This window comes from Leisingera sp. UBA4491, assembly GCF_002388965.1.
GTDB lineage: Bacteria > Pseudomonadota > Alphaproteobacteria > Rhodobacterales > Rhodobacteraceae > Leisingera > Leisingera aquaemixtae.
The window spans coordinates 82,768-103,109 of record NZ_DGNN01000010.1 but is presented as its reverse complement, the minus strand read 5'-3'; the positions used below and the strand labels follow the sequence as shown (position 1 = coordinate 103,109).

The window sequence follows — 20,342 nt, the reverse complement described above, 5'->3', positions numbered from 1 at the left end:
ATCTGTCGTCAAATGAAGTCAACCGGAAGATGGATTTGGTCCCTGCCCCGCTTGTACCAGCGGCCCGGCTTTTTGGCTAGGTGCCAACTCCGCCGTGCCGCGGCCGCCTGTTGCACCGATGCCTGTGCCGGAGCCGCTGTCCGCCAGGGGGAATTTCATAGACGCCCCGGTTCCAGTATGACGGGGCAAAACAATTGAGGTCCGGCATGACAACTCCCCCGCAGGTTACCGGCATGGCGCGCGCTCCGGCGCCCGGGCTGGCTTCGCTGCTGCGCGATACCGCAGTGTTCACCCTTGCCGCTGCGGCGGTCGTGCTGCTGACCAGAACGCTGGCGGCGCTGCTGCTGGAGATCCGCCCCGATCCTGTCCACCTGTCCGGGGCATACCAGCACCTGCCGGTGCAGCAGCTGCATGACGGGCTGCTGGAGGCACTGATCGCCTTGCATTCGCAGCCGCCGTTCTGGAACTTCCTGCTGGGGCTGGCAGCCAAGGCCTGCAATGCGCAGGAGGCCTGCATGATCCAGCTGATCTGGGGCAGCCACCTGCTGCTGACCGTTGCGACTGCTGCCAGCATGTACGCCGCCTTGCGGCTGCTGGCGCCGTCACGAAAGCTGGCATGGCTGCTGCCGCTGGCCTATGTGCTGTCTCCGGCTGTGTTCTATTACGAGAACTTCATCCTCTATGCCCATTTCACCTCAGCGCTTTTTGCCTTGTCGTGCCTCTGCGTCCTGCTGCTGCTGAAAACGCGCCGCACGCTGTTTTTCCTGCTGTTCTGCGCCTGCCTCGCCGTCCTGTCGCTGACCTGGACGCTTTTTCACCCGGTCTACATCCTGCTCGTGGGAGGCCTGCTGCTGTTCAAGGCGGGTGCCGGACCGGCCCGCGCCGCCATCCTGGCCCTGACGCTGGCGGTATCGCTGCTGCCGTCGGTCAAGAACAAGGCGGTGTTCGGCATTTTCAGTTCCGGCAGCTGGCTTGGCCTCAATGTCTCGCAAGTGGCGCCGGAGCGGATCGAAGGGTGTTCCTTCAAGACGTTTGCCGAAACCCACGGGCTGATCGGCCAGCATATTGGCAGCGCCCTGAACGATCCGCGGATGATCGGCTATTCCAAAACCTGCCTTAAGAAGTCCCTGGACGTGATTGCTGCCAGCCCCCTGCAATACGCCGCCGGCGTGGTGGTGCGCGCCTCGACAAGCCTGTCGCTGTGGCCGAACGAATACCTGTTCCCGCCGCTGAACTGGGACCGCTTCCCCAAACTGCCGGACACCAATCGGGTGCTGACCGAAGACAACAAGATCGTGATCGGCCCCAGCCTGTCGCGATTCCTGACCCTGGCGCTGAACCTGTTCGCGCTGATCGCGCTGGCGGAGCTTGCCCGCCGGGACCGGGATCCGGCACGCCGGGCGTTCTTTCAGGTGATGCTGCTGTCGGTCGTGCTGTTCCTGGGGGTGGCGCACGCGGTGAACGGGCCTGAGCAGGAGCGTATGCGCTACACGCTGCATCCGCTGTTCTGGGGGCTTTACGCCGTGGTGCTGCTGGAGGCCGGCCGGCGCCTGAGGCGGCTGTTCGCACGCGCCGGAGCAGAAAACCTGCCATCGGCGGGCAGCTCGCGCTAAAATTTCGCGGCTTGAATGCAAAACTGGCGCCGGGGGCACTTCCGCCCGCCCGGCGCCAGCTAATTCCCTGCCAGGGCCGAAGCCCGGCGCGGCTTACATGCCCAGGGCTTCCTTGTACATTTCCAGCACCGCCTCTTCTTCGGCGATGTCGTTTTCGTCGCGCTTGCGCAGGGCGATGATCTTGCGCATCACCTTGGTGTCGTAGCCGCGCCCCTTGGCTTCGGCCATCACCTCTTTCTGCTGCTCGGCGATCGTCTTTTTCTCTTCGTCCAGACGCTCGAACCGCTCTATAAACTGGCGCAGTTCGCCAGCGGTCACACGGTAGTTTTCGCTTTTTTCGTCTTCGGTGATATCCATCTGCGGCTCCGTCGGCACATGCTGTCAGTTGCTGTCGGAGCAAGGGGATAGCGCCCCGCCCGCCGCGCCGCAAGAAGGGAAAGCGGCGGAGCTGCGCCAAGCGGCAAAAACCGGCACCCGTGCCGGCGCGGCTTGCGCGCGGTGGACGGATCGGCTAGGCGCGGCGCAACGCAACCCCTGCAGGAGCACACCCATGTTCGATCTTATCGTCTGGACCGGAGCCGCCTTGTCCGTTGCCGGGCTGCTGGGGCTGGTCTGGTGCATCATCAAGGTCGCACGCGCCCGCCGCCAAAATCTGGATGACGACGCGCTGCGTGCCGTTGTGCAATCGGTGCTGCCCTACAATCTGGGCGCCCTGCTGCTGTCGGTGCTGGGCCTTATGCTGGTGATGACGGGCATCTTCCTGGGCTGACGCCCGGCCCGCCCCTGCCTGACAACAGGTCTGTGTCAGACGGGCATGTTGTCGAACATCTCTTCCACCGCTTCTTCGCACAGCGCAGCCTCAAGACGGCGGAACCGGCGCGGAACCTCTGCCCCTTTCTTGCGCATGTGATCCAGCAGCCGGATGAATTCGGGCCGCATGGCCAGCCGGGCCGCGCCGGTCTCTCTCTGAATTCTGGTTTCCAGCTGTTCGACGGTGTGAAACAGATCTTCCATTGTCATAAGCAGTCCTCCCTACGTCCTGCGATTGTGACAGTATTTCGCAACAGGAATACGAAATCCCGCAGAATGTTACCTTTGCGCCGCATTTTCACGCTTTTTTTACGGCTTCCTGACGCTTTTGCGGCTTTACTCAGCACCAAACGATTCTAAGGGGCCGGTTCCAGCCGCGCCTTGACACACATCAGACAGCTGCGATGATTTTTTGCCAAAGCCTGCGGTAAGGGCCGCCGGCTCTCTTGAAACATATTCTTAAATTGATATATGATTTCCGAGCATCCAGGGAGACTGACAGATGACCCCCGCCGTCAAAGCCTTTTTCGACGAAGCCACCAACACCGTGTCCTACGTGGTGCGCGAGCCCGAGGGCACAGCCTGCGCCATCATCGACTCGGTCCTGGACTTTGATCACGCCGCCGGACGCACCAGCACCGCCTCTGCCGACGCCATCATCGCCTGGGTCAAGGCCGAGGGCCTGCGGGTGGAGTGGATCCTGGAGAGCCATGTCCATGCCGACCACCTGTCCGCCGCCCCCTATCTGCAGGAACAGCTGGGCGGCAAGATCGGCATTGGCGACCGGATCACCGTGGTCCAGGACACCTTCGGCAAGATTTTCAACGAAGGCACCGAATTCCAGCGCGACGGCAGCCAGTTCGACCAGCTGTTCCGCGAAGGCGACAGCTTCATGATCGGCCAGCTGCGCGGCGAGGTGCTGCACACGCCCGGCCACACGCCCGCCTGCCTGACCTACGTGATCGGCGATGCGGCCTTTGTCGGCGACACGCTGTTCATGCCCGATTTCGGCACCGCCCGCTGCGATTTCCCGGGCGGCTCCTCTGCCGATCTGTACAACTCGATCCAGAAGATCCTGGCGCTGCCGGACGAGACCCGCATCTTTGTCGGCCACGACTACAAGGCGCCGGGCCGCGACGATTACGCCTGGGAGACGACTGTCGGCGAGCAGAAGGCGCTGAACGTGCATGTGGGTGAAGGCCGCAGCATCGAGGAATTCGTCCAGATGCGCGACGCCCGCGACGCGACGCTGGGGATGCCGCGGCTGATCCTGCCGTCGCTGCAAGTGAATATGCGCGCAGGCCAGATGCCGGAGCCGGATGAGCAGGGCGATGTGTTCCTGAAGATCCCGGTGAACAAGATCTGACCGGACGCACGGGAAAGGACCAGGGAAAGACAATGCAAGCAGACTGGATTTGGGGACTGGGCGGCGGCCTGCTGATCGGGCTAGGCGGCGCGGTTTACCTGCTCGGCAACGGCCGGATCATGGGGGCCAGCGGCATCCTGGGCGGGCTTCTGGATGGCAGCGGCCGCAACACCGCGGCTGAGCGGATCGCCTTCATCGCCGGGGTGATTGGCATGCCGCTGCTGATCGGGCTGCTGACGGGCGGCACGCCCGATACCCATGTCACCAGCAATGCGGCGGTTCTGGTGCTTGCCGGGCTGCTGGTGGGGGTCGGCACCCGCGTTGCCAACGGCTGCACGTCCGGCCACGGGGTTTGCGGCATTTCCCGCCTGTCCTTGCGCGGGATTGCGGCGACCGCCGTCTTCATGCTGGCGGGCATTCTGACGCTGGCGGTGCTGCGCCAGCTGCTGGGGGTGATCTGATGCTGCGGATGTTTCTGGCACTGGCCGCAGGCAGCCTGTTCGGGGCCGGCCTGATGTTTTCGGGGATGACTGACACCGCCAAGGTACAGGGGTTCTTGGATATCTTTGGCAACTGGGACCCTACCCTGGCCTTCGTGATGGGCGGCGCGCTGCTGCCGATGGCGCTGGCTTGGCGGCTGACGGAAGGGCGCAAGCCGGCCGCCGGCGGCAGCTTTCCTTCGCCGCCCTCGGCCGAGCTGGACCGGCGGCTTTTTCTTGGGTCGGTGCTGTTCGGCATCGGCTGGGGGCTGGTGGGCCTGTGCCCCGGCCCGGCGATGGCCTCGCTCAGCTACAACAGCTGGCAAGGCGCGCTGTTCCTGGCGGCGATGGCCTGCGGCATGATAGCCGCCCCGGCGGTCAGCCGGCATCTGGACCGTGGCGCCGCAAGCGCGTAAGGAGTCGGCCCATGGATGCACGTGTAATCACCCCCCGCTATTCGGTCTCGCCGCAGATCTCGGCTGAGGACCTGCCCGCCATTGCCGCCGCCGGCTATAAGACGGTGATCTGCAACCGCCCGGACGAGGAAGTGCCGCCCAGCCATCAGGCGGACGCGATCCGCGACGCAGCTGAAGCAGCCGGCCTGCGGTTTGAGGTTCTGCCCCTGACCCACCAGACCATGACGCCGGAAAACGTGGCGCTTCAGCGCGAGCTCTATGAAAGCAGCGACGGCCCGGTGCTGGCCTATTGCGCCTCCGGCACGCGCAGCTCAGTGGTCTGGGCGCTGGGTCAGGCCAGCGAATTGAGCGCGGATGATATTCTGCAAAAGACCGCTGCGGCGGGCTATCAGCTGGACGGGCTGCGCCCGGCGCTGGACTCGCTGGCAAACCGCTGAAGCAAAGCCTGCTTGGGGTTGCGGCCTGCACCCCCAAGCGGCGGCTTCCGGATTGAAGCCTGCGCCCTCTCCAACAGCCAGATCTGACTTGATTGCAATCGGCCGTCTCTGCCGGTGCCCGCGGCCGGCTGAGTACGCACCGGAAGCACAGGCAGCGGGCATAGCACCGCACGCTTGCTGGTGGCTTACCTTCTTACAGACCGTTGAATGCGCGCCGGAAATGGGACAGCAGAGCGCGCGAATAGCCTGAAGCCAAAGCCGGGAGTGCCGTGCTTCACCTACGCCAATCAAGAGTCAGCTTCAGTTGTTCTCTGTCAGGGCTCAGTCCAGCCCGGCCAGCTGCGAGATTTCCACCGCATCGGCGGCCTCGAAATCGCCGAGGTCGGCGGCGGGAAAGTCGGGCAGATCCGGCAGATCGGGAAGATCCGGCAGCCCGCCGTCCAGGCCATCCAGACCCAGCCCGCCATCACCGTCGAGGTCGGACAAGTCCAGGCCATCCAGCCCGGCGTCCATGCCGCCCATTCCACCCATGGCACCGCCATCCAGCGCCGGTGCGGCCTCCAGCGCGGGCAGGCCGCCGTCATCCATCGGGTCTTGCAGACCCTGGTCGGCAATGCCCATGCCAAGGGCCGGCGGCGCGTCTGGCAGCGCATCCAGGCCGCCCCCGTCGGAAAAGCCCATGTCGCCGCCGCCGTCGCCCGCCAGCTTGGAGCCGGACCGGTTCAGCCGGACCGCGCGGGACCCGTTCATCTGGCCCAGCCGCCCCTGCGCCACCGGTTTGCCGCCAATGGTCAGCAAGTCGGTTTCATACAGGAACGCCTGATCCAGCGGCAGCGTGTCGCCGATCTTGAGGTCCGTGAAGTCGCGCAGCGGAACCCGCATCTTGCACAGGACCGCGGTCAGCTCTGCGCGGATCGAATCGAGGTTGCGGCCCAGCGACGGACCCTGGGCGGCGGCGCCCTGGCTCTCCTGCAGCTCCTCCGCAGTGGGTTCCGGCAGGATCAGTTTCATCACGCCCTGCATGGCGCCGCAGGCCAGATCCAGGTTCAGCTCGATCACCCGGTAATCGTCAGCCTCCATCCCCAGCACCAGGCTGCGCACGTTTTCGACCTGGGCGCCAAAGCGGTAGCCGGAAAAGATGGCCTGATCCGCCTGGCCCTCCAGCATCGACACAACCTTGGCAAAGGAGCGTTCCAGGAACTCCGCGGTCATTGCAGCGTCGGTGGGGGTGTACAGCCGTTCGTTCGGCGCCTTGCCGATCACCGCGCCGATGGTCTGCTGCTGAATCAGCGCCGTCACCGTGGCCGCGTCCATGCTGGCCGCACCGACCCGCCCGTTCGGGCAATCCAGCACCACAAGCAGGTCTTTGTCGGACAGGTTCCGGGCCAAATCCTCGGAAATGCGGTTGCACTGGCGGGCCGCCAGCACCGCCAGCGGCAGTTCGCACAGATCGGCCGCCGCGCGCGCGAGGGAACGGCGCAACGCCTTCAGCGTCAGGGAGCTGTTGATCGCCCCTGCGCCTTCCTTGGTTGCTGCCAGCTTGCGTGCAAGCACACTTTGCTTACCGCTGCCCGCCTGTGCTGCTTCTGTCTCAGACATAGGCTGTTTAACCTGCCCCATACGCGTCCCGTTTCCCCGTTTTTACCCGAAAGGAGGTTAACAACTCCTATACCTCACAGCGGGTTACGCCGCCTTTTCGCCCGCAGCGGGTAGGGAAACCCGGAAAGCGCCGCCGCTGTGGCCCGGCAGGTAGCAGATATCGCCGCCAAGCCGCTGCATGACCTCGCGGCAGATCGCCAGACCGAGCCCGGCACCGCCCGCGCGCTCAGGGCTGACGCGGGAGAATTTTTCGAAAATCATCTGCCGGAAATCCGCGGGCACGCCGCTGCCGTTATCCGTGAAATCAATATGCAGGCGGCCGCCGGCGGCGTTGGCGGAGATGGTCAGCTCCGGCTTCTCCGCGTCGCAGTATTTCTGGGCATTGGCGATCAGGTTGATGAACACCTGCGCCAGCCGGTCAAGATCCGAGGAGATGCGGAAAGTCTCCGTCTCCGGGCTGCGGATCACCTTCAGCGGCCGGTCCGACCCCGCCAGCGCCGCCGCGACTGCATGGTCCAGCACTTCCGGCAGGGTGCCCGCCGTCATGTTGAGGCTCACCTGGCCGTTTTCCAGCACGCTCAGGTCCAGAAGGTCGTTGAGCAGCCGGGTCAGCCGCAGCGTCTCGTCATGGATGATACCGGCATAGTGGCGCTGCTCCTTGGGGTTGAGCTGGCCGTCGTCGCGCAGGATTTCCGAGAACGCCCGGATTGAGGTCATTGGCGTGCGCAGCTCATGGCTTACCTGGCTAAGAAACGCATCCTTCTGCTCAGAGAGCTGGGTCAGCTTTTCGTTTGTTTCCCGCAGCTTGCGCGCCGTTGCCGAGAGCTCTGCCGATTGCGCCTCAAGACGGCTGGAGTATTCCAGCATCTGCGCCGTCTCATCCGCCACCGCCAAAAGATCCTGCACAGAGACCGACGAGCCGCCGACAATCTGGCCGATCATCGCATGCGCCGCCGCCGCCCCGATGGAGGCGCTGAGCTCGCGCTCCAGCCGCTCCAGGAAGGCCGGCGTTGGCTCCGGCAAGGGCCCGCGGCCGCCCTGGCGCAGCCGCTCGCGCTGGAAGAACGCCTGCGCCTCCGGCGCGCCAAGGATCCGCTGTGACATGATCATCAGGTCTTCGGATTGCGCCACAGAGCCGGTCCAGCCGCGCGGACCCGCGGAATGGTCGAAGACATTGACGAATTGCGCCCCCTGCAGCCGCTCCAGCGGGCTCGGGAAGCTCACCAGCGACACCAGGCAGAACGCCAGGGCATTGAGGCTCATCGACCACATCACCGCATGGACCGTCGGGTCCAGCCCCTCGATCCCGAACAGCGCCTCTGGCCGCAGCCAGGCCAGGCCAAACAGGCCCTCGCGCAGGATATGCTCCGGCAGCAGCCCGCCGCCCAGTGCCGGCAGCAGCATGGTGTAAAGCCAGATGGCAAAGCCCACGGTAAGCCCGGCCAGGGCGCCGGAGCGGGTGGCGCCGCGCCAGAACAGCCCGCCGACCAGAGCGGGCAGGATCTGCGCCACCCCGGCAAAGGAGATCAGTCCGATGGCCGCCAGCGCGGCGGCGCCGCCCGAGAGGTGATAATAGAAATACCCCAGCGCCATGATCACCGCGATCGACACCCGGCGGGAAAACAGCACCACATCGCGCACATCGCCCGAGACCGAGGCCTGGCGGCTTTGCAGCCGCAGCCAGACCGGCATCACGATATGGTTCGACACCATCGTCGACAGCGCCATGGCCGCCACGATCACCATCGAGGTCGCGGAGGAGAAGCCGCCCAGGAATGACAGCACCGCCAGCCCCTGCTGCCCCTGCTGCAGCGGCACCGTCAGAACGAACATGTCCGGGTTGGCGCCCGCGGGCAGCAGCTCCAGCCCGACCACGGCAATCGGCACCACGAACATCGAGATCAGCAGCAGGTAGAGCGGAAACGCCCAGGAGGCGATGCGCAGGTGGCGCTCGTCCTCATTTTCCACCACCATCACTTGGAACATCCTAGGCAGGCAGACAAAGGCGGCCGCGGCCAGGAAGGTGATGGTGGCCCAGCGGCTGCCATCGACGTTCCAGTGGCCGATCTGCGAGGCATCAATGCGCTGCAGCGTCGCGCTGACGCCGCCCGCCACGCCCCAGACCACAAATACCCCGACCGCCAGCAGCGCCGCCAGCTTGACGATGGCCTCCAGCGCAATGGCCGTCACCACCCCGTGGTGGCGCTCGTTGGCGTTGAGGTTGCGGGTGCCGAACAGGATTGCAAACACCGCCAGCCCGGCGGCCACCCAGAACACGGTCGAAGTTTCATTGTAGCCGCGCAAGGGGTCGGCCTCGGCAAAGATGGCAAAGGACAGGGTGACCGACTGCAGCTGCAGCGAGATATAGGGGGTAACGCCAATCACCGCGAGGATGGTCACCCCGGTGGCCAGCAGGTTCGACTTGCCATAGCGCGAAGAGATCAGGTCGGCGATGGAGGTGATCCGCTGGCTGCGCCCGATCCGCACCAGCTTACGCAGGCCCCACCACCAGCCGATCATCACCAGCGACGGGCCAAGGTAGATGGTCACGAACTCCAGCCCCGAGCGTGCCGCATAGCCGACCGCGCCGTAAAAGGTCCAGGCGGTGCAGTAGACCGACAGCGACAGCGTGTAGATCAGCGGCGAGCGCATCCAGGCGGCACTGCGGCCGCGGGCGGCCATCCGGTCGGCCCAGAAGGCGATGAAGAACAGGAAGGCCACATAGGCAAGGCAGACAAAGGCCAGCACGTTCAGGGAGGCCATCAGGCGTCCTCCGGGCCGGCGGGGCCGTCCCCGGGAAGCTCTGCCCCGTCCGGCCCGCCGCCGGTCCAGTGATCAGCCCACCGCTGCACTGTCAGGCTGAAGGCGAAACAGGCGCCGATCAGACCGATCCAGACCGCGAACACATAGATGATGGCCGAAGACATGCTGACCCCGCCGCGCGCGGCCGGATGGGTCGAGGCCTCAGGCCAGAGCAGCGGCAGCGCCAGCAGCAGCACCCCCAGCACCGGCAGCAGCCGGGCGATGTCCATCAGGCGGCGGCGGCGGTAGGTCTGGCGTTCCGCGCGGGTGCCCGTTTGCTCTCTGGGGCTGCCGTCCCGGGTCATCCCTGCCCGGCCTGGGCGTGCAGGTCCCGCACTGCGGTCAGCACCTCGGCGTTGGAAAAGGGTTTGGTCATGAACCGGGTGACGCCGGCCTTTTCCGCCATCTCGCGGTCGCGCATTTGGCCGCGGGCGGTCAGCATCAGCACCGGCAGCGCCTGCATCCCCCCCTCGGCGCGCAGCTCGCGCACGATCTCCAGCCCGCTTTTGCCCGGCAGCATCAGATCCAGAATCACCAGGTCGGGATTGGCATCCCGGATCACCTCCACCGCAGTGGCGCCATCGGTGTGCGCATCAACGCTCCACCCGTCCCGGGTCAGCAGAAACCGGATAGCCTCGGTGATATTCGGCTCATCTTCGATCAGTACAACATGCCTGCCCATCAGCAGAAATTCCTCCCGGCGCCCCCTGCCGGACAAGCCGGTGCGGGCACGCATTCCTTTTGGCGCAGGTTAGCCCCGCCGCCATGTTGCTGTCAAAACTCTTCCTTCAGGATCGACGGCTCGCGCCGGGCCGGACAGCCGCGGCGCGGGCAGATCCGGCAGCTGGCGCCGACCGGCTGCGGGTCTTGCGCGTCCTGCCCGCCGGGCAGGATCAGCATCACTGCCCGGTACAGCGGATCAGCCCCGAAATCCGGCATCTCCAGCGGCCAGGCCACCGCCAAGCAGTCAAAGGCCGCCGCGTTGCGCCCCTGCTGCACCACGTTGCGCCGCACCGGAACCTGGGGGCGCACCAGCGCGGTGTAGAGCGGCCACAACGGACAGGATGCCCCGAACCTCGGCATGGCAAAGCCGGTCACCGGCTTGCGGAACAAAAGCGTGCCGGAGGCGTCGCAGATCACCAGCCCGGCTTCGCGGCCCAGCACCTCTTCCGGCAGCGCAGCCAGACGGCGCAGCACCACTGGCAGGCCGCAGCCGAACTGCCGCGCCAGCGCCACCGGATCCAGCCCGCCAGAGCGGATCCCGCGCGCCAGCGTCGGCAGCGGCATGGCGCGGGCGTCCGCCTGATACTGCTCCAGCGCCGCGCGGGCCAGGCTGCGGGACGCTTCGCTCACCAGCTCCGGCGCGTGCTGCACCAGCTCCTGCGGCACGGCAGTGCCCTCCTCCAGCGCCGGGAAATGGAAGCCGCTCGCCTGCAGGAAGGCCTCGGCCTCCTCCTGCGGCATGCCGCGGCGGTCCTCGCCGGTGTCGCCCTCATCCAGAAAGCTGACCAGCGCCCGGCTGCTTTCGGACAGGCGCAGCGAATCCTGGTTGAGGTTCTTGTGGAAACGGTCGCGCCACTCCGGTTCCAGCTCGCCGGTTTCCGCCAGGATCGACGCGGTGGAGCGGATCGCGGCGGCGGTCGACAGCACCTCATGCACCGAGGCCGCCAGGTTGGGGTCATGGGTCAGCCGGTCCGACAGCGTCTCGACCGTGCGCTCCAGCGTCGCGATGCGGCGGTGGCCGGAGGCCAGCACCTCGGCCCAGCCCGGAAACCGGCCGGCGAACTCGTCCACCCGGTCCAGCTCCGCCACCGGCACGCCGCTGTCGGCCGCCGCCTCCCGCAGGGTGGAGATCAGCGCCGCCTCCGCCCCCTCGCTCAGCATCGAAGGCTCCACCCCCAGAACCCCGGCAATGCCGACCAGCAGCTTGCCGCCGATTCTGCGCCGGTTGTGCTCGATCAGGTTGAGATAAGAGGCTGAAATCCCGGCCTCCCGCGCCAATTCAGCCTGCCGCAACCCCAGGATGAGCCTGCGTTCGCGGATCCGGCTGCCGGTCAAGGTGTCGCGTGCCATGCGGACAGGCCTCCCAAAACACTTCCAATTCAAGGGCTTTCTGCAACGCAATATAACTTTGTTTACAGTATGCCACGGAATATTGTTCATTTATTTACAGAATTTTCAAGCTGCAAAAGGGTTTTATTGCTTGGGTTTACATGACGCTCCCATACTGATTTTGCACTTATCGTGCTGGTACCGCGCAGAAGTGAGGAGCTGCAAGGCACCAATCATATTAGGGAGGAATACATGTCTAAATTTGACGTTTCGCGCCGTGGTGTCTTGAAGACCGGCGCAATGGCAGGCGCTGGCGTGGCGCTGCCGACCATCTTCACCGCCTCATCCGCCGCGGCCTTCACCAATGAGCCGACCGGCAGCACCGTCACCCTGGGCTTCAACGTGCCGCAGACCGGACCCTACGCCGACGAAGGCGCCGACGAGCTGCGCGCCTATGAGCTGGCGGTCGAGCATCTGAACGGCGGCGGCGACGGCGGCATGATGAACACCTTCAGCTCCAAGGCGCTGCAGGGCAACGGCATCCTGGGCAAGAAGGTCGAATACGTCACCGGCGACACCCAGACCAAATCCGACGCCGCCCGCGCCTCTGCCAAGTCGATGATCGAAAAAGACGGCGCGGTGATGATCACCGGCGGCTCCTCCTCCGGCGTGGCCATCGCGGTGCAGGGTCTCTGCCAGGAGGCAGGCGTGATCTTCATGGCCGGTCTCACCCACTCCAACGACACCACCGGCAAGGACAAGAAGGCCAACGGCTTCCGCCACTTCTTCAACGGCTACATGTCGGGCGCGGCGCTGGCACCGGTGCTCAAGAACCTCTATGGCACCGACCGCACCGCCTATCACCTGACCGCCGACTACACCTGGGGCTGGACCCAGGAAGAGTCGATCGCCGCCGCCACCGAAGCCCTGGGCTGGCAGACCGTGAACAAGGTCCGCACCCCGCTGGCGGCCACCGATTTCTCCTCCTACATCGCGCCGGTTCTGAACTCGGGCGCTGACGTTCTTGTGCTGAACCACTACGGCGGCAACATGGTGAACTCGCTGACCAACGCGGTGCAGTTCGGCCTGCGCGACAAGGTGGTGAACGGCAAGAACTTCGAAATCGTCGTGCCGCTCTACTCCCGCCTGATGGCCAAGGGTGCTGGCGAGAACGTGAAGGGCATCCACGGCTCCACCAACTGGCACTGGACGCTGCAGGATGAAGGCTCCAAGGCCTTCGTGAAATCCTTCGGCACCAAATACGGCTTCCCGCCGAGCCAGGCCGCGCACACCTGCTATGTGCAGACCCTGCTCTATGCGGATGCCGTGGAACGGGCCGGCAGCTTCAACCCCTGCGCCGTTGTCGAAGCGCTGGAAGGGTTCGAGTTCGATGGCATGGGCAACGGCCCGACCCTCTACCGCGCCGAAGACCATCAGTGCTTCAAGGACGTCCTGGTGGTGCGCGGCAAGGAGAACCCGACCTCGGAGTTCGACCTGCTGGAAGTGGTCGAGGTCACCCCGCGGGCACAGGTGGAATACGCCCCCGATCACCCGATGTTCGCTGGCGGCAACCTGGGCGCCTGCAACCCGGGCGCATAAGCCAGCCACAGGGCGCCGGAATTATTTAAAGTTCCGGGCCGGAGTCCGCACCGGACTCCGGCTGCCCCAACCGGCCCGTCCGCTCCCCCGCCGGACGGGCCATTCCGAACCTCACGCACGGTGGGACCCATGGACGCCATTCTCCTGCAAATCCTGAACGGGCTCGACAAGGGCTCGGCCTATGCGCTGATCGCGCTGGGATTGACACTTATCTTCGGCACGCTGGGCGTGGTGAACTTTGCCCATGGGGCCCTGTTCATGATCGGCGCCTTCTGCGCCGTGACCCTGCAACGCATTCTGAACCTCAGCTATGAGGTGGTCGACGAGACACAGACCGACTTCCTCGGCAACCCGCTCAAGGTGAAAACCCCCTATGTGGAGGCCTGGTTCGGCCCCGAGTTCGGCGGCGCCCTCATCGACTGGGCAGTGCCGCTGGCGATCCTCTTTGCGATCCCGATCATGATCGGCGTCGGCTATGTGATGGAGCGCGGGCTGATCAAGCATTTCTACAAACGCCCCCACGCGGACCAGATCCTGGTGACCTTCGGCCTCGCCATCGTGCTGCAGGAAGTGGTCAAGTACTTCTACGGCGCCAATCCGATCCAGACCCCGGCGCCGGACGCGCTGAACGGCGTGGTGAACCTTGGCGCCGTGATCGGCATGGACATCATCTATCCGGTCTGGCGCGTGGTCTATTTCTTCTTTGCGGTGCTGATCATCGGCGGCATCTTCAGTTTCCTGCAGTTCACCACCTTCGGCATGGTGGTGCGGGCCGGCATGGCCGACCGCGAGACCGTGGGCCTGCTGGGCATCAACATCGACCGCCGCTTCACCATCATGTTCGGTATCGCCGCCGCCGTCGCGGGCCTTGCGGGCGTTATGTACACGCCGATCAACTCCCCCAACTACCACATGGGCATGGACTTCCTGGTCCTCAGCTTCGTGGTGGTGGTTGTCGGCGGCATGGGCTCCCTGCCCGGCGCGGTGCTGGCGGGCTTCTTGCTGGGTGTTCTGGAAAGCTTTGCCTCGATGAACGAGATCAAATCGCTGATCCCCGGCATCGACCAGATCATCATCTATGTGGTCGCAATCATCATTCTGCTGACCCGCCCGCGGGGCCTGATGGGCCGCAAAGGCGTGATGGAGGACTAAGACATGTTCGGACTGGACAAAAGAGACACTTCCCTGCTGATCATCGTCGCCATCCTGACGCTGTTTGCCCCCTTCATCCTGAACCCCTTCCCGTCCGGCAGCGCCATGGCGCAGTTCAATGCGGGCTATCCGGACCTGATGCAGCGCTTCGTGATCTTCGGGATCTTCGCCATCGGCTTCAACATCCTGTTTGGCCTCACCGGCTACCTGTCCTTCGGCCACGCGGCCTTTCTGGGGGTCGGCTCCTACTCCGCGGTCTGGATGTTCAAGCTCATCGGCATGAACGTGATCCCGGCGATTGTGCTGTCGGTGATCGTCGCGGGCCTGTTTGCGCTGCTCATCGGCTTTATCAGCCTGCGCCGCTCCGGCATCTACTTCTCGATCCTGACGCTCGCCTTTGCGCAGATGTCATTCAACCTCGCCTATTCGGTGCTGACGCCGGTCACCAACGGCGAGACCGGGCTGCAGCTGACGCTGGAAGACCCCCGCATCCTGGGCGTCTCCGCCACCGCGGACGGCTCGATCCCCGTGACCAACCTGTTCGGGCTGGAGATGCGCTCCACTTTCGAACTCGCCGTCGGCCCCTGGGCGTTCCAGTTCAACGCGGGCTATTACCTCTGCGCGCTGATCCTGCTGGCCGCCTTCTACCTGGCGATCCGCATCTTCCGCTCGCCCTTCGGCATGATGCTGCGGGCGGTGAAGTCGAACCAGCAGCGGATGAACTACACCGGCCTCAACACCCGGCCCTACACCCTGGCGGCCTTTGTGATCTCCGGCATGTACGCGGGCCTGGCAGGCGGGCTGATGGCCTCGATGGACCCGCTGGCGGGCGCCGAGCGGATGCAGTGGACCGCCTCCGGCGAGGTGGTTCTGATGACCATCCTCGGCGGTGCCGGCACGCTGATCGGCCCGGTTCTGGGCGCGGGCTTCATCAAGTACTTCGAGAACATCTTCTCCAAGATCAACGACAACGTGCTGCACAGCTGGTTCAGCTTCCTGCCCGACGGGATGGAGGACGCGGTGGTGTTCCTGATCCACCCCTTCATCGGCAAGGGCTGGCACCTGACGCTGGGCATCCTGTTCATGCTGGTGGTGATCTTCCTGCCCGGCGGCCTGGTCGAAGGCGGCCAGCGGATCAAGGGCTGGCTCAGCGGCCGCAAGGCCAAGGATGGCAGCAAGGCTGCCGGCGAAACCAACCCCGCGGAATAAGGAGACAGAGCCATGGGTATCCTTGAAGTCAAAGACGTGGGGAAACGGTTCGGCGGCCTGCAAGCGCTGTCCAACGTGAACCTCAGCGTGAAGGAAAACTCGGTCCACGCGATTATCGGGCCGAACGGTGCAGGCAAGTCCACCCTGCTGAACTGCCTAGTGGGCAAGCTGATCCCCGACACCGGGTCCGTCATGTTCGACGGCCAGTCGGTGCTGGGCCGCGCGCCCTATGAGATCAACCAGATGGGCATCAGCCGCGTGTTCCAGACGCCGGAAATCTTCGGCGACCTGACGGTGCTGGAAAACATGATGATCCCCTGTTTTGCCAAACGGGACGGCGCGTTCGAGCTGAACGCCTTGTCGTCGGTTTTGCGGCAGAAGGACATTCTGCAAAAGGCAGAGCACATGCTGGAAGAGATGAACATGTCGGACAAGCGGCACATGCACGCCGCCGCCATGTCCCGCGGCGACAAGCGGCGGCTGGAGATCGGCATGTGCCTGAGCCAAGAGCCGCGCCTGCTGCTGCTGGATGAGCCCACCGCCGGCATGGCCCGCGCCGATACCAACAACACCATCGACCTGCTGAAACAGATCTCGGACGAGCGCGACATCACCATCGCCATCATCGAACACGATATGCATGTGGTTTTCAGCCTCGCCAACCGGATCACCGTGCTGGCCCAGGGCACCCCGCTGGTCGAGGACGATCCGCAAAACATCCGCGGCAACCCAAAGGTGCGCGAAGCGTACCTGGGCGAGAGCGCGTAAAGGAGAAACACCATGAACGTGAAACCCGATTTCTCCAAGAACGCCAATATGGCCACCACCGCGCCGGCCTTTCTGTCGGTCTGGGACGTCCATGCCTATTACGGCGAGAGCTACATCGTGCAGGGCATCAGCTTTAACGTCCACGAGGGCGAGATTCTGGCACTGCTGGGCCGCAATGGTGCCGGCAAAACCTCCACTTTGCGCTCGATCGCGCGTACCGGCTCGCCTTTGGTCACACGAGGCGAGATCTGGCTGGACCACAAGCCGCTGCACAAGATGGAATCTTATGAGGCCGCTGCCGTGGGTCTGGGCCTGGTGCCCGAAGACCGCCGCATCATCCCCGGCCTGACGGTGGAGGAAAACCTGCAGCTGGCACAGATTGCCCCGCCCGTCGGCTGGTCTCTGGAGCGCCTTTATGACCTGTTCCCGCGCCTTGGCGAACGCCGCAAGCAGGAGGGCGTGACCCTTTCCGGCGGCGAGCAGCAGATGCTGGCGATTGCCCGCGCGCTGGCCCGCGACATCAAGGTGCTTCTGCTGGACGAACCTTACGAAGGCCTCGCCCCGGTGATCGTGGACGAGATTGAAAAGACCCTCATCCACATCAAGGAACAGGGCATGACAACCATCATTGTCGAGCAGAACGCAGTCCGCGCCCTGGAACTGGCAGACCGTGCAGTGATCCTCGATACGGGCGGCATTGTCTTTGATGGCACCGCCGCCGAGGTTCTGGAAAACGAGGAGCTGCGCGCCGAATACCTGGCGATCTGAGGCGCGCTGCAAAATTCATCTCCGTCTTGCCGGCCGCCCGCGTGCCGGCAGTGGCAGACTGAGGCCGGCTCTGTTCAAGGGCTGGCCTCTTTTCCGGCAACCGCCGCGCCTGCCCTGCAAACATCAGTCTTTGCCGCAATAAACCCGGGTTATACAGCCCCGGTTTCTGCGCCGTTCCAACCTGGCGCCTATTTCCCTTTGCTGCTCCCGCCCCGACGTCTCTGACACGGACCGCGCCATTCCGGTGCGGCGCCGGCCAGGACACCGAAAGGACACCCGATGCGCCATTCACTGAAACTCCTCGCCCTTGTTCTCACCCTGCCTGCGGCAGCGGCCTTTGCCTCTGACAGCGCCCCCAGCGCCGACACCCAGGCCAAGATCCGCGATCTGCTGACAGGCCAGGGCTACGAGGTGCGCAAGATCGAAGCCGAAGACGGCCAGTTTGAGGCCTACGCCGTGAAGGACGGCAAGAAGTACGAGGTCTACCTGAACGGCAAGCTTGAGGTGGTGAAGGTCAAGGAAGACGACTGACCGGCTCAGGGCATCATCTGCCGGGCGCCATACGGCGCCCGGCCACGGTAGGAGGGCTGACATGCACCGCACATACGTCTGGGACCCTGTAGTCCGGCTGTTCCACTGGTCGCTGGCGGCGGGCTTTGCCGCCAACGCGCTGGTCACCGATCCGGAGGGCAATCTTCATGAATACATCGGCTATGCCGTTGCCGCGCTCATCGGCATCCGGGTGATCTGGGGCCTTATCGGCAGCCGCCACGCGCGGTTTTCCAGCTTTCCGCCCGATGCAGGCGCCGCGGCCGGGCAGCTGAGCGATATCGCCACAGGCCGGATCCGGCGGCATCCCGGCCACTCTCCACTGGGCGCGCTGATGATCTACAATCTGCTGCTGACGATCACCGGCATCGCCCTTACCGGCTATCTGATGACCACAAACATGTTCTGGGGCATCGAATGGCCGGAAGCGCTGCATGAGGCGCTGGTCTCCTGGGCGGAGATTTCCATTGTGCTGCATGTGGCGGCGGTGCTGTTTGAAAGCCGCCGGACCAAAGTCAATCTGGCGCGCGCGATGGTCACTGGCTACAAGGAGGGCACGGAAACCAGCAGAGAGAGCCCCTGATGCGCCACGCCCCGAACGGCCCTGCCCAGCCTTGGGTCCTGATCGCCGTCATCGCCGTGCAAGCCATTTGCGCGGCGGTGTTTCTCGGAGATGTGATTGCGGACCTCAGCGGTTTGGAGGCCGGAGAGGCGGAAGCCGGGGAACGCGGCCACACCTATATCGAAGGGCTTGCCGCGCTGGCGCTGACTGCGGCCATCGTTATTGAAACCCGCATTCTGATGTGGCTGCTGCGCCGCAAGGCGCATCTGGAGGAAAGCCTGAGCGCCGCCCAGGCCGCGGTGCAGGACGTGATCAACACGGAGTTTGCCGCCTGGGGTCTGACACCTGCCGAACTGGATGTGGCAACCTTTCTGGTCAAGGGCCTCAGCACGGCCGAAATCGCCGCCATGCGCGGCAGTGCCGAAGGCACCGTCAAGGCGCAGCTGAATGCGATCTACCGTAAATCCGGCACCGCCAGCCGGGCTGAACTGATGAGCCTCCTGATCGACACGATGATGGGACAGCGCCAGCCCGACCGCAGCGAAGGCTCCGCCGCCCGCCCGGCCTGAGCTGGCGCCATCAGACCATCTTCCGCAGCTCGGTCTTCAGCACCTTGCCGTAGTTGTTCTTGGGCAGCGCATCGATGCGCAAATAGGCCTTCGGCCGTTTGAACCGGGCAATCCGGCTGTTGCACAGATCGTCCAGTTCCGCATCCGGCGCATCCCCCACGACAAAGGCCACCACCTCCTCGCCCCAATCCGCATGCGGGCGGCCCACCACCGACACCTCGCGCACCTGCGGATGCAGCAGCAGCACCTCCTCCACCTCGCGCGGGTAAACATTGGAGCCGCCGGTGATGATCATATCCTTGGAGCGGTCCTGCAGCGTCAGATAGCCGTCCGCGTCCAGCACCCCCATGTCGCCGGTCATCAGCCAGCCGTTGAGCAAGGTCTTGGACGTCGCTTCGGGATTGTCCCAATAGCCCGGCATCACCGCATCGCCGCGCACCATGATCTCGCCGTGCTGGCCTGCGGGCAAAAACACGCCTTCCGGCGTGCCGATCCGCACCTCCACCACGCTTTGCGCCCTGCCGACGCTGGCCAGCCGCTCGCGCCAGCGCGGATGCGCGCGGTCCTGCACGTCGCGGCGCGGCAGCGCGGTGATCGCCATCGGGCATTCGCCCTGACCGTAAACCTGCACGAAGACCGGGCCGAAATGCTCAACCGCCTCGATGATATCGGCGGCATACATCGGCCCGCCTGCATAGACGACCGTGCGCAGCCCGTCCCCCTTGAAGCCCAGCCGCTTGGCCTCAGCCGTCATTCTTGTGACCATGGTCGGCGCGGCAAACATGTGGACCCGCCCGAAATGCGCGGCAAGGCCGAAGATCTCTGCCTCATCGAAACCGCCGGAGGCCGGGCAGACGTGGCGCGCGCCCGCCAGCACGTGCTGAATCGCGTAGATGCCCGCGCCATGGCTCATCGGCGCGGCATAGAGCGCGTGGTCGGCGGCGCTCACCTGATCCACGTCGGCGAAATAGGCGATGGCCATGGTCATCAGCATCCGGTGGGTGATCATCACCCCCTTGGGCCGCCCGGTGGTGCCGGAGGTGTAAAACAGCCACGCCAGATCCCCGGGCGCGCGGCAGGCAGGCCCCGCTACCGGCTCCGCCTGAAGCGCCGCCGCATAATCCGCACCGGTGATATCCACGCAGCGCACCGCGGCCCCGGTGTCTGCAACCGCCTCTGTCAGCCCAGGCGAGGTGAACAGCAGGCCGGTGCCGGAATTTTGCAGGATGTACTCCGCCTCCTTGCCGTGCAGCTTGGCATTGATGGGAACTGCCGCCGCGCCGGCATACCAGATAGCATAAAGCGCGATCAGGTAATCCGGGCAGTTGTTCATGAAGATGCCAACCCGGTCGCCCGGTGAAATCCCCTGCGCCAGCAGCCAGCCCGCCACCGAGGCCGCCCGCGCATGAAACCCGGCGTAATCCGCCACCGGATCCCGCCCCAGATACAATGCAGGCCGCGCGCCCTCTGCCGCCGCTGTCCGCTGCAGCCACACCGCTATGTTCATTCGTTTGCCCTCTCCCGCTTGCCCCGCAGCGCGCAACGTGGCACGCAGCGGCTGCCCCCTTCAATTCCGCAAAAATACCGGGGTA

Annotated in this window: 22 protein-coding genes; 14 read left to right on the top strand and 8 right to left on the bottom strand. The window is 64.9% G+C overall.

From position 1 onward, the window contains the following. The first annotated feature begins 206 nt into the window (after positions 1–206). Positions 207–1,613, top strand: a complete 1,407-nt coding sequence (locus B2P87_RS04660) for a hypothetical protein (protein WP_141890535.1) — start codon at positions 207–209, stop codon at positions 1,611–1,613. Positions 1,614–1,706: 93 nt separating this feature from the next. Here the strand turns inward: B2P87_RS04660 and B2P87_RS04655 are convergent, their stop codons facing one another. Further along, the gene (locus B2P87_RS04655) at positions 1,707–1,970 is read right to left on the bottom strand and encodes a DUF2312 domain-containing protein (protein ID WP_008553759.1); all 264 of its coding nucleotides are present in this window, start codon (positions 1,968–1,970) and stop codon (positions 1,707–1,709) included. A gap of 193 nt (positions 1,971–2,163) precedes the next feature. Between B2P87_RS04655 and B2P87_RS04650 the strand changes: the two genes are divergently transcribed. After that, entirely contained in the window at positions 2,164–2,382 is a 219-nt protein-coding gene (locus tag B2P87_RS04650) for a hypothetical protein (protein ID WP_141890536.1), read from the top strand. A gap of 35 nt (positions 2,383–2,417) precedes the next feature. Here B2P87_RS04650 and B2P87_RS04645 read toward each other — a convergent pair whose 3' ends face one another. Next, positions 2,418–2,633: a hypothetical protein gene (locus tag B2P87_RS04645; RefSeq protein ID WP_058287178.1), complete on the bottom strand. Its 216-nt coding sequence runs from the start codon at positions 2,631–2,633 to the stop codon at positions 2,418–2,420. A gap of 292 nt (positions 2,634–2,925) precedes the next feature. Here B2P87_RS04645 and B2P87_RS04640 point away from each other — a divergent pair, with 292 nt between their 5' ends. Genes B2P87_RS04640 through B2P87_RS04625 form a run of 4 tightly spaced genes read left to right on the top strand, consistent with a single transcriptional unit; the run spans position 2,926 to position 5,121 of the window. Beyond that, positions 2,926–3,789, top strand: coding sequence for an MBL fold metallo-hydrolase (locus B2P87_RS04640; RefSeq protein ID WP_141890537.1), 864 nt, complete (start codon positions 2,926–2,928; stop codon positions 3,787–3,789). A 32-nt stretch (positions 3,790–3,821) separates the two neighbouring features. Further along, positions 3,822–4,250, top strand: coding sequence for a YeeE/YedE family protein (locus tag B2P87_RS04635; RefSeq protein ID WP_141890538.1), 429 nt, complete (start codon positions 3,822–3,824; stop codon positions 4,248–4,250). Beyond that, positions 4,250–4,684 carry a DUF6691 family protein gene (locus B2P87_RS04630; RefSeq protein ID WP_208764533.1) on the top strand — a complete coding sequence of 145 codons (435 nt, stop codon included), beginning with the start codon at positions 4,250–4,252 and terminating at the stop codon, positions 4,682–4,684. Before B2P87_RS04635 ends, B2P87_RS04630 begins: the two co-directional genes overlap by 1 nt. An 11-nt stretch (positions 4,685–4,695) precedes the next feature. After that, the gene (locus B2P87_RS04625; protein WP_141890539.1) at positions 4,696–5,121 is read left to right on the top strand and encodes a TIGR01244 family sulfur transferase; all 426 of its coding nucleotides are present in this window, start codon (positions 4,696–4,698) and stop codon (positions 5,119–5,121) included. Positions 5,122–5,442: 321 nt separating this feature from the next. On the opposite strand, the gene B2P87_RS04620 is transcribed toward B2P87_RS04625, so the two are convergent. From B2P87_RS04620 to B2P87_RS04600, 5 genes are all read right to left on the bottom strand, one after another. Next, a complete protein-coding gene (locus tag B2P87_RS04620; RefSeq protein WP_141890540.1) occupies positions 5,443–6,720 on the bottom strand; it encodes a FliM/FliN family flagellar motor switch protein in 1,278 nt (425 codons plus the stop codon). Between the two features lie 84 nt (positions 6,721–6,804). After that, positions 6,805–9,483: an ATP-binding protein gene (locus tag B2P87_RS04615; protein ID WP_141890541.1), complete on the bottom strand. Its 2,679-nt coding sequence runs from the start codon at positions 9,481–9,483 to the stop codon at positions 6,805–6,807. Beyond that, positions 9,483–9,827 (bottom strand): hypothetical protein, encoded by a 345-nt coding sequence (locus B2P87_RS04610; RefSeq protein WP_058287184.1) that lies wholly within the window; start codon positions 9,825–9,827, stop codon positions 9,483–9,485. The genes B2P87_RS04615 and B2P87_RS04610 overlap by 1 nt, the downstream gene beginning before the upstream one ends. After that, positions 9,824–10,204: a response regulator transcription factor gene (locus B2P87_RS04605; protein ID WP_058287295.1), complete on the bottom strand. Its 381-nt coding sequence runs from the start codon at positions 10,202–10,204 to the stop codon at positions 9,824–9,826. Before B2P87_RS04605 ends, B2P87_RS04610 begins: the two co-directional genes overlap by 4 nt. A 92-nt stretch (positions 10,205–10,296) precedes the next feature. Then, positions 10,297–11,595 (bottom strand): helix-turn-helix domain-containing protein, encoded by a 1,299-nt coding sequence (locus B2P87_RS04600; protein ID WP_141890542.1) that lies wholly within the window; start codon positions 11,593–11,595, stop codon positions 10,297–10,299. 231 nt (positions 11,596–11,826) lie between these two features. Between B2P87_RS04600 and B2P87_RS04595 the strand changes: the two genes are divergently transcribed. From B2P87_RS04595 to B2P87_RS04560, 8 genes are all read left to right on the top strand, one after another. Continuing rightward, entirely contained in the window at positions 11,827–13,173 is a 1,347-nt protein-coding gene (locus B2P87_RS04595; protein ID WP_141890543.1) for a substrate-binding protein, read from the top strand. 129 nt (positions 13,174–13,302) lie between these two features. Further along, on the top strand, positions 13,303–14,325 hold the full coding sequence (locus B2P87_RS04590; protein WP_141890544.1) for a branched-chain amino acid ABC transporter permease: 1,023 nt from the start codon (positions 13,303–13,305) through the stop codon (positions 14,323–14,325). A gap of 3 nt (positions 14,326–14,328) precedes the next feature. Continuing rightward, positions 14,329–15,534 carry a branched-chain amino acid ABC transporter permease gene (locus tag B2P87_RS04585; protein ID WP_141890545.1) on the top strand — a complete coding sequence of 402 codons (1,206 nt, stop codon included), beginning with the start codon at positions 14,329–14,331 and terminating at the stop codon, positions 15,532–15,534. 12 nt (positions 15,535–15,546) lie between these two features. Continuing rightward, entirely contained in the window at positions 15,547–16,302 is a 756-nt protein-coding gene (locus tag B2P87_RS04580) for an ABC transporter ATP-binding protein (RefSeq protein WP_141890546.1), read from the top strand. Positions 16,303–16,314: 12 nt separating this feature from the next. Next, complete coding sequence (locus B2P87_RS04575; RefSeq protein WP_141890547.1) at positions 16,315–17,070, top strand: ABC transporter ATP-binding protein; 756 nt, start codon at positions 16,315–16,317, stop codon at positions 17,068–17,070. A 279-nt stretch (positions 17,071–17,349) separates the two neighbouring features. Further along, positions 17,350–17,601 carry a PepSY domain-containing protein gene (locus B2P87_RS04570; protein ID WP_141890548.1) on the top strand — a complete coding sequence of 84 codons (252 nt, stop codon included), beginning with the start codon at positions 17,350–17,352 and terminating at the stop codon, positions 17,599–17,601. 61 nt (positions 17,602–17,662) lie between these two features. Next, positions 17,663–18,202 (top strand): cytochrome b/b6 domain-containing protein, encoded by a 540-nt coding sequence (locus B2P87_RS04565; RefSeq protein ID WP_141890549.1) that lies wholly within the window; start codon positions 17,663–17,665, stop codon positions 18,200–18,202. Then, on the top strand, positions 18,202–18,750 hold the full coding sequence (locus B2P87_RS04560; RefSeq protein ID WP_141890550.1) for a helix-turn-helix transcriptional regulator: 549 nt from the start codon (positions 18,202–18,204) through the stop codon (positions 18,748–18,750). Before B2P87_RS04565 ends, B2P87_RS04560 begins: the two co-directional genes overlap by 1 nt. A 10-nt stretch (positions 18,751–18,760) precedes the next feature. Here B2P87_RS04560 and B2P87_RS04555 read toward each other — a convergent pair whose 3' ends face one another. Next, positions 18,761–20,257: a class I adenylate-forming enzyme family protein gene (locus B2P87_RS04555; protein WP_141890551.1), complete on the bottom strand. Its 1,497-nt coding sequence runs from the start codon at positions 20,255–20,257 to the stop codon at positions 18,761–18,763. Positions 20,258–20,342 lie beyond the last annotated feature (85 nt).

Bases quoted from the DNA above. Each gene is read 5' to 3' on its own strand.
- B2P87_RS04660 (WP_141890535.1), top strand. From the start codon at position 207: ATGACAACTCCCCCGCAGGTTACCGGCATGGCGCGCGCTCCGGCGCCC.
- B2P87_RS04655 (WP_008553759.1), bottom strand. From the start codon at position 1,970: ATGGATATCACCGAAGACGAAAAAAGCGAAAACTACCGTGTGACCGCT.
- B2P87_RS04650 (WP_141890536.1), top strand. From the start codon at position 2,164: ATGTTCGATCTTATCGTCTGGACCGGAGCCGCCTTGTCCGTTGCCGGG.
- B2P87_RS04645 (WP_058287178.1), bottom strand. From the start codon at position 2,633: ATGACAATGGAAGATCTGTTTCACACCGTCGAACAGCTGGAAACCAGA.
- B2P87_RS04640 (WP_141890537.1), top strand. From the start codon at position 2,926: ATGACCCCCGCCGTCAAAGCCTTTTTCGACGAAGCCACCAACACCGTG.
- B2P87_RS04635 (WP_141890538.1), top strand. From the start codon at position 3,822: ATGCAAGCAGACTGGATTTGGGGACTGGGCGGCGGCCTGCTGATCGGG.
- B2P87_RS04630 (WP_208764533.1), top strand. From the start codon at position 4,250: ATGCTGCGGATGTTTCTGGCACTGGCCGCAGGCAGCCTGTTCGGGGCC.
- B2P87_RS04625 (WP_141890539.1), top strand. From the start codon at position 4,696: ATGGATGCACGTGTAATCACCCCCCGCTATTCGGTCTCGCCGCAGATC.
- B2P87_RS04620 (WP_141890540.1), bottom strand. From the start codon at position 6,720: ATGTCTGAGACAGAAGCAGCACAGGCGGGCAGCGGTAAGCAAAGTGTG.
- B2P87_RS04615 (WP_141890541.1), bottom strand. From the start codon at position 9,483: ATGGCCTCCCTGAACGTGCTGGCCTTTGTCTGCCTTGCCTATGTGGCC.
- B2P87_RS04610 (WP_058287184.1), bottom strand. From the start codon at position 9,827: ATGACCCGGGACGGCAGCCCCAGAGAGCAAACGGGCACCCGCGCGGAA.
- B2P87_RS04605 (WP_058287295.1), bottom strand. From the start codon at position 10,204: ATGGGCAGGCATGTTGTACTGATCGAAGATGAGCCGAATATCACCGAG.
- B2P87_RS04600 (WP_141890542.1), bottom strand. From the start codon at position 11,595: ATGGCACGCGACACCTTGACCGGCAGCCGGATCCGCGAACGCAGGCTC.
- B2P87_RS04595 (WP_141890543.1), top strand. From the start codon at position 11,827: ATGTCTAAATTTGACGTTTCGCGCCGTGGTGTCTTGAAGACCGGCGCA.
- B2P87_RS04590 (WP_141890544.1), top strand. From the start codon at position 13,303: ATGGACGCCATTCTCCTGCAAATCCTGAACGGGCTCGACAAGGGCTCG.
- B2P87_RS04585 (WP_141890545.1), top strand. From the start codon at position 14,329: ATGTTCGGACTGGACAAAAGAGACACTTCCCTGCTGATCATCGTCGCC.
- B2P87_RS04580 (WP_141890546.1), top strand. From the start codon at position 15,547: ATGGGTATCCTTGAAGTCAAAGACGTGGGGAAACGGTTCGGCGGCCTG.
- B2P87_RS04575 (WP_141890547.1), top strand. From the start codon at position 16,315: ATGAACGTGAAACCCGATTTCTCCAAGAACGCCAATATGGCCACCACC.
- B2P87_RS04570 (WP_141890548.1), top strand. From the start codon at position 17,350: ATGCGCCATTCACTGAAACTCCTCGCCCTTGTTCTCACCCTGCCTGCG.
- B2P87_RS04565 (WP_141890549.1), top strand. From the start codon at position 17,663: ATGCACCGCACATACGTCTGGGACCCTGTAGTCCGGCTGTTCCACTGG.
- B2P87_RS04560 (WP_141890550.1), top strand. From the start codon at position 18,202: ATGCGCCACGCCCCGAACGGCCCTGCCCAGCCTTGGGTCCTGATCGCC.
- B2P87_RS04555 (WP_141890551.1), bottom strand. From the start codon at position 20,257: ATGAACATAGCGGTGTGGCTGCAGCGGACAGCGGCGGCAGAGGGCGCG.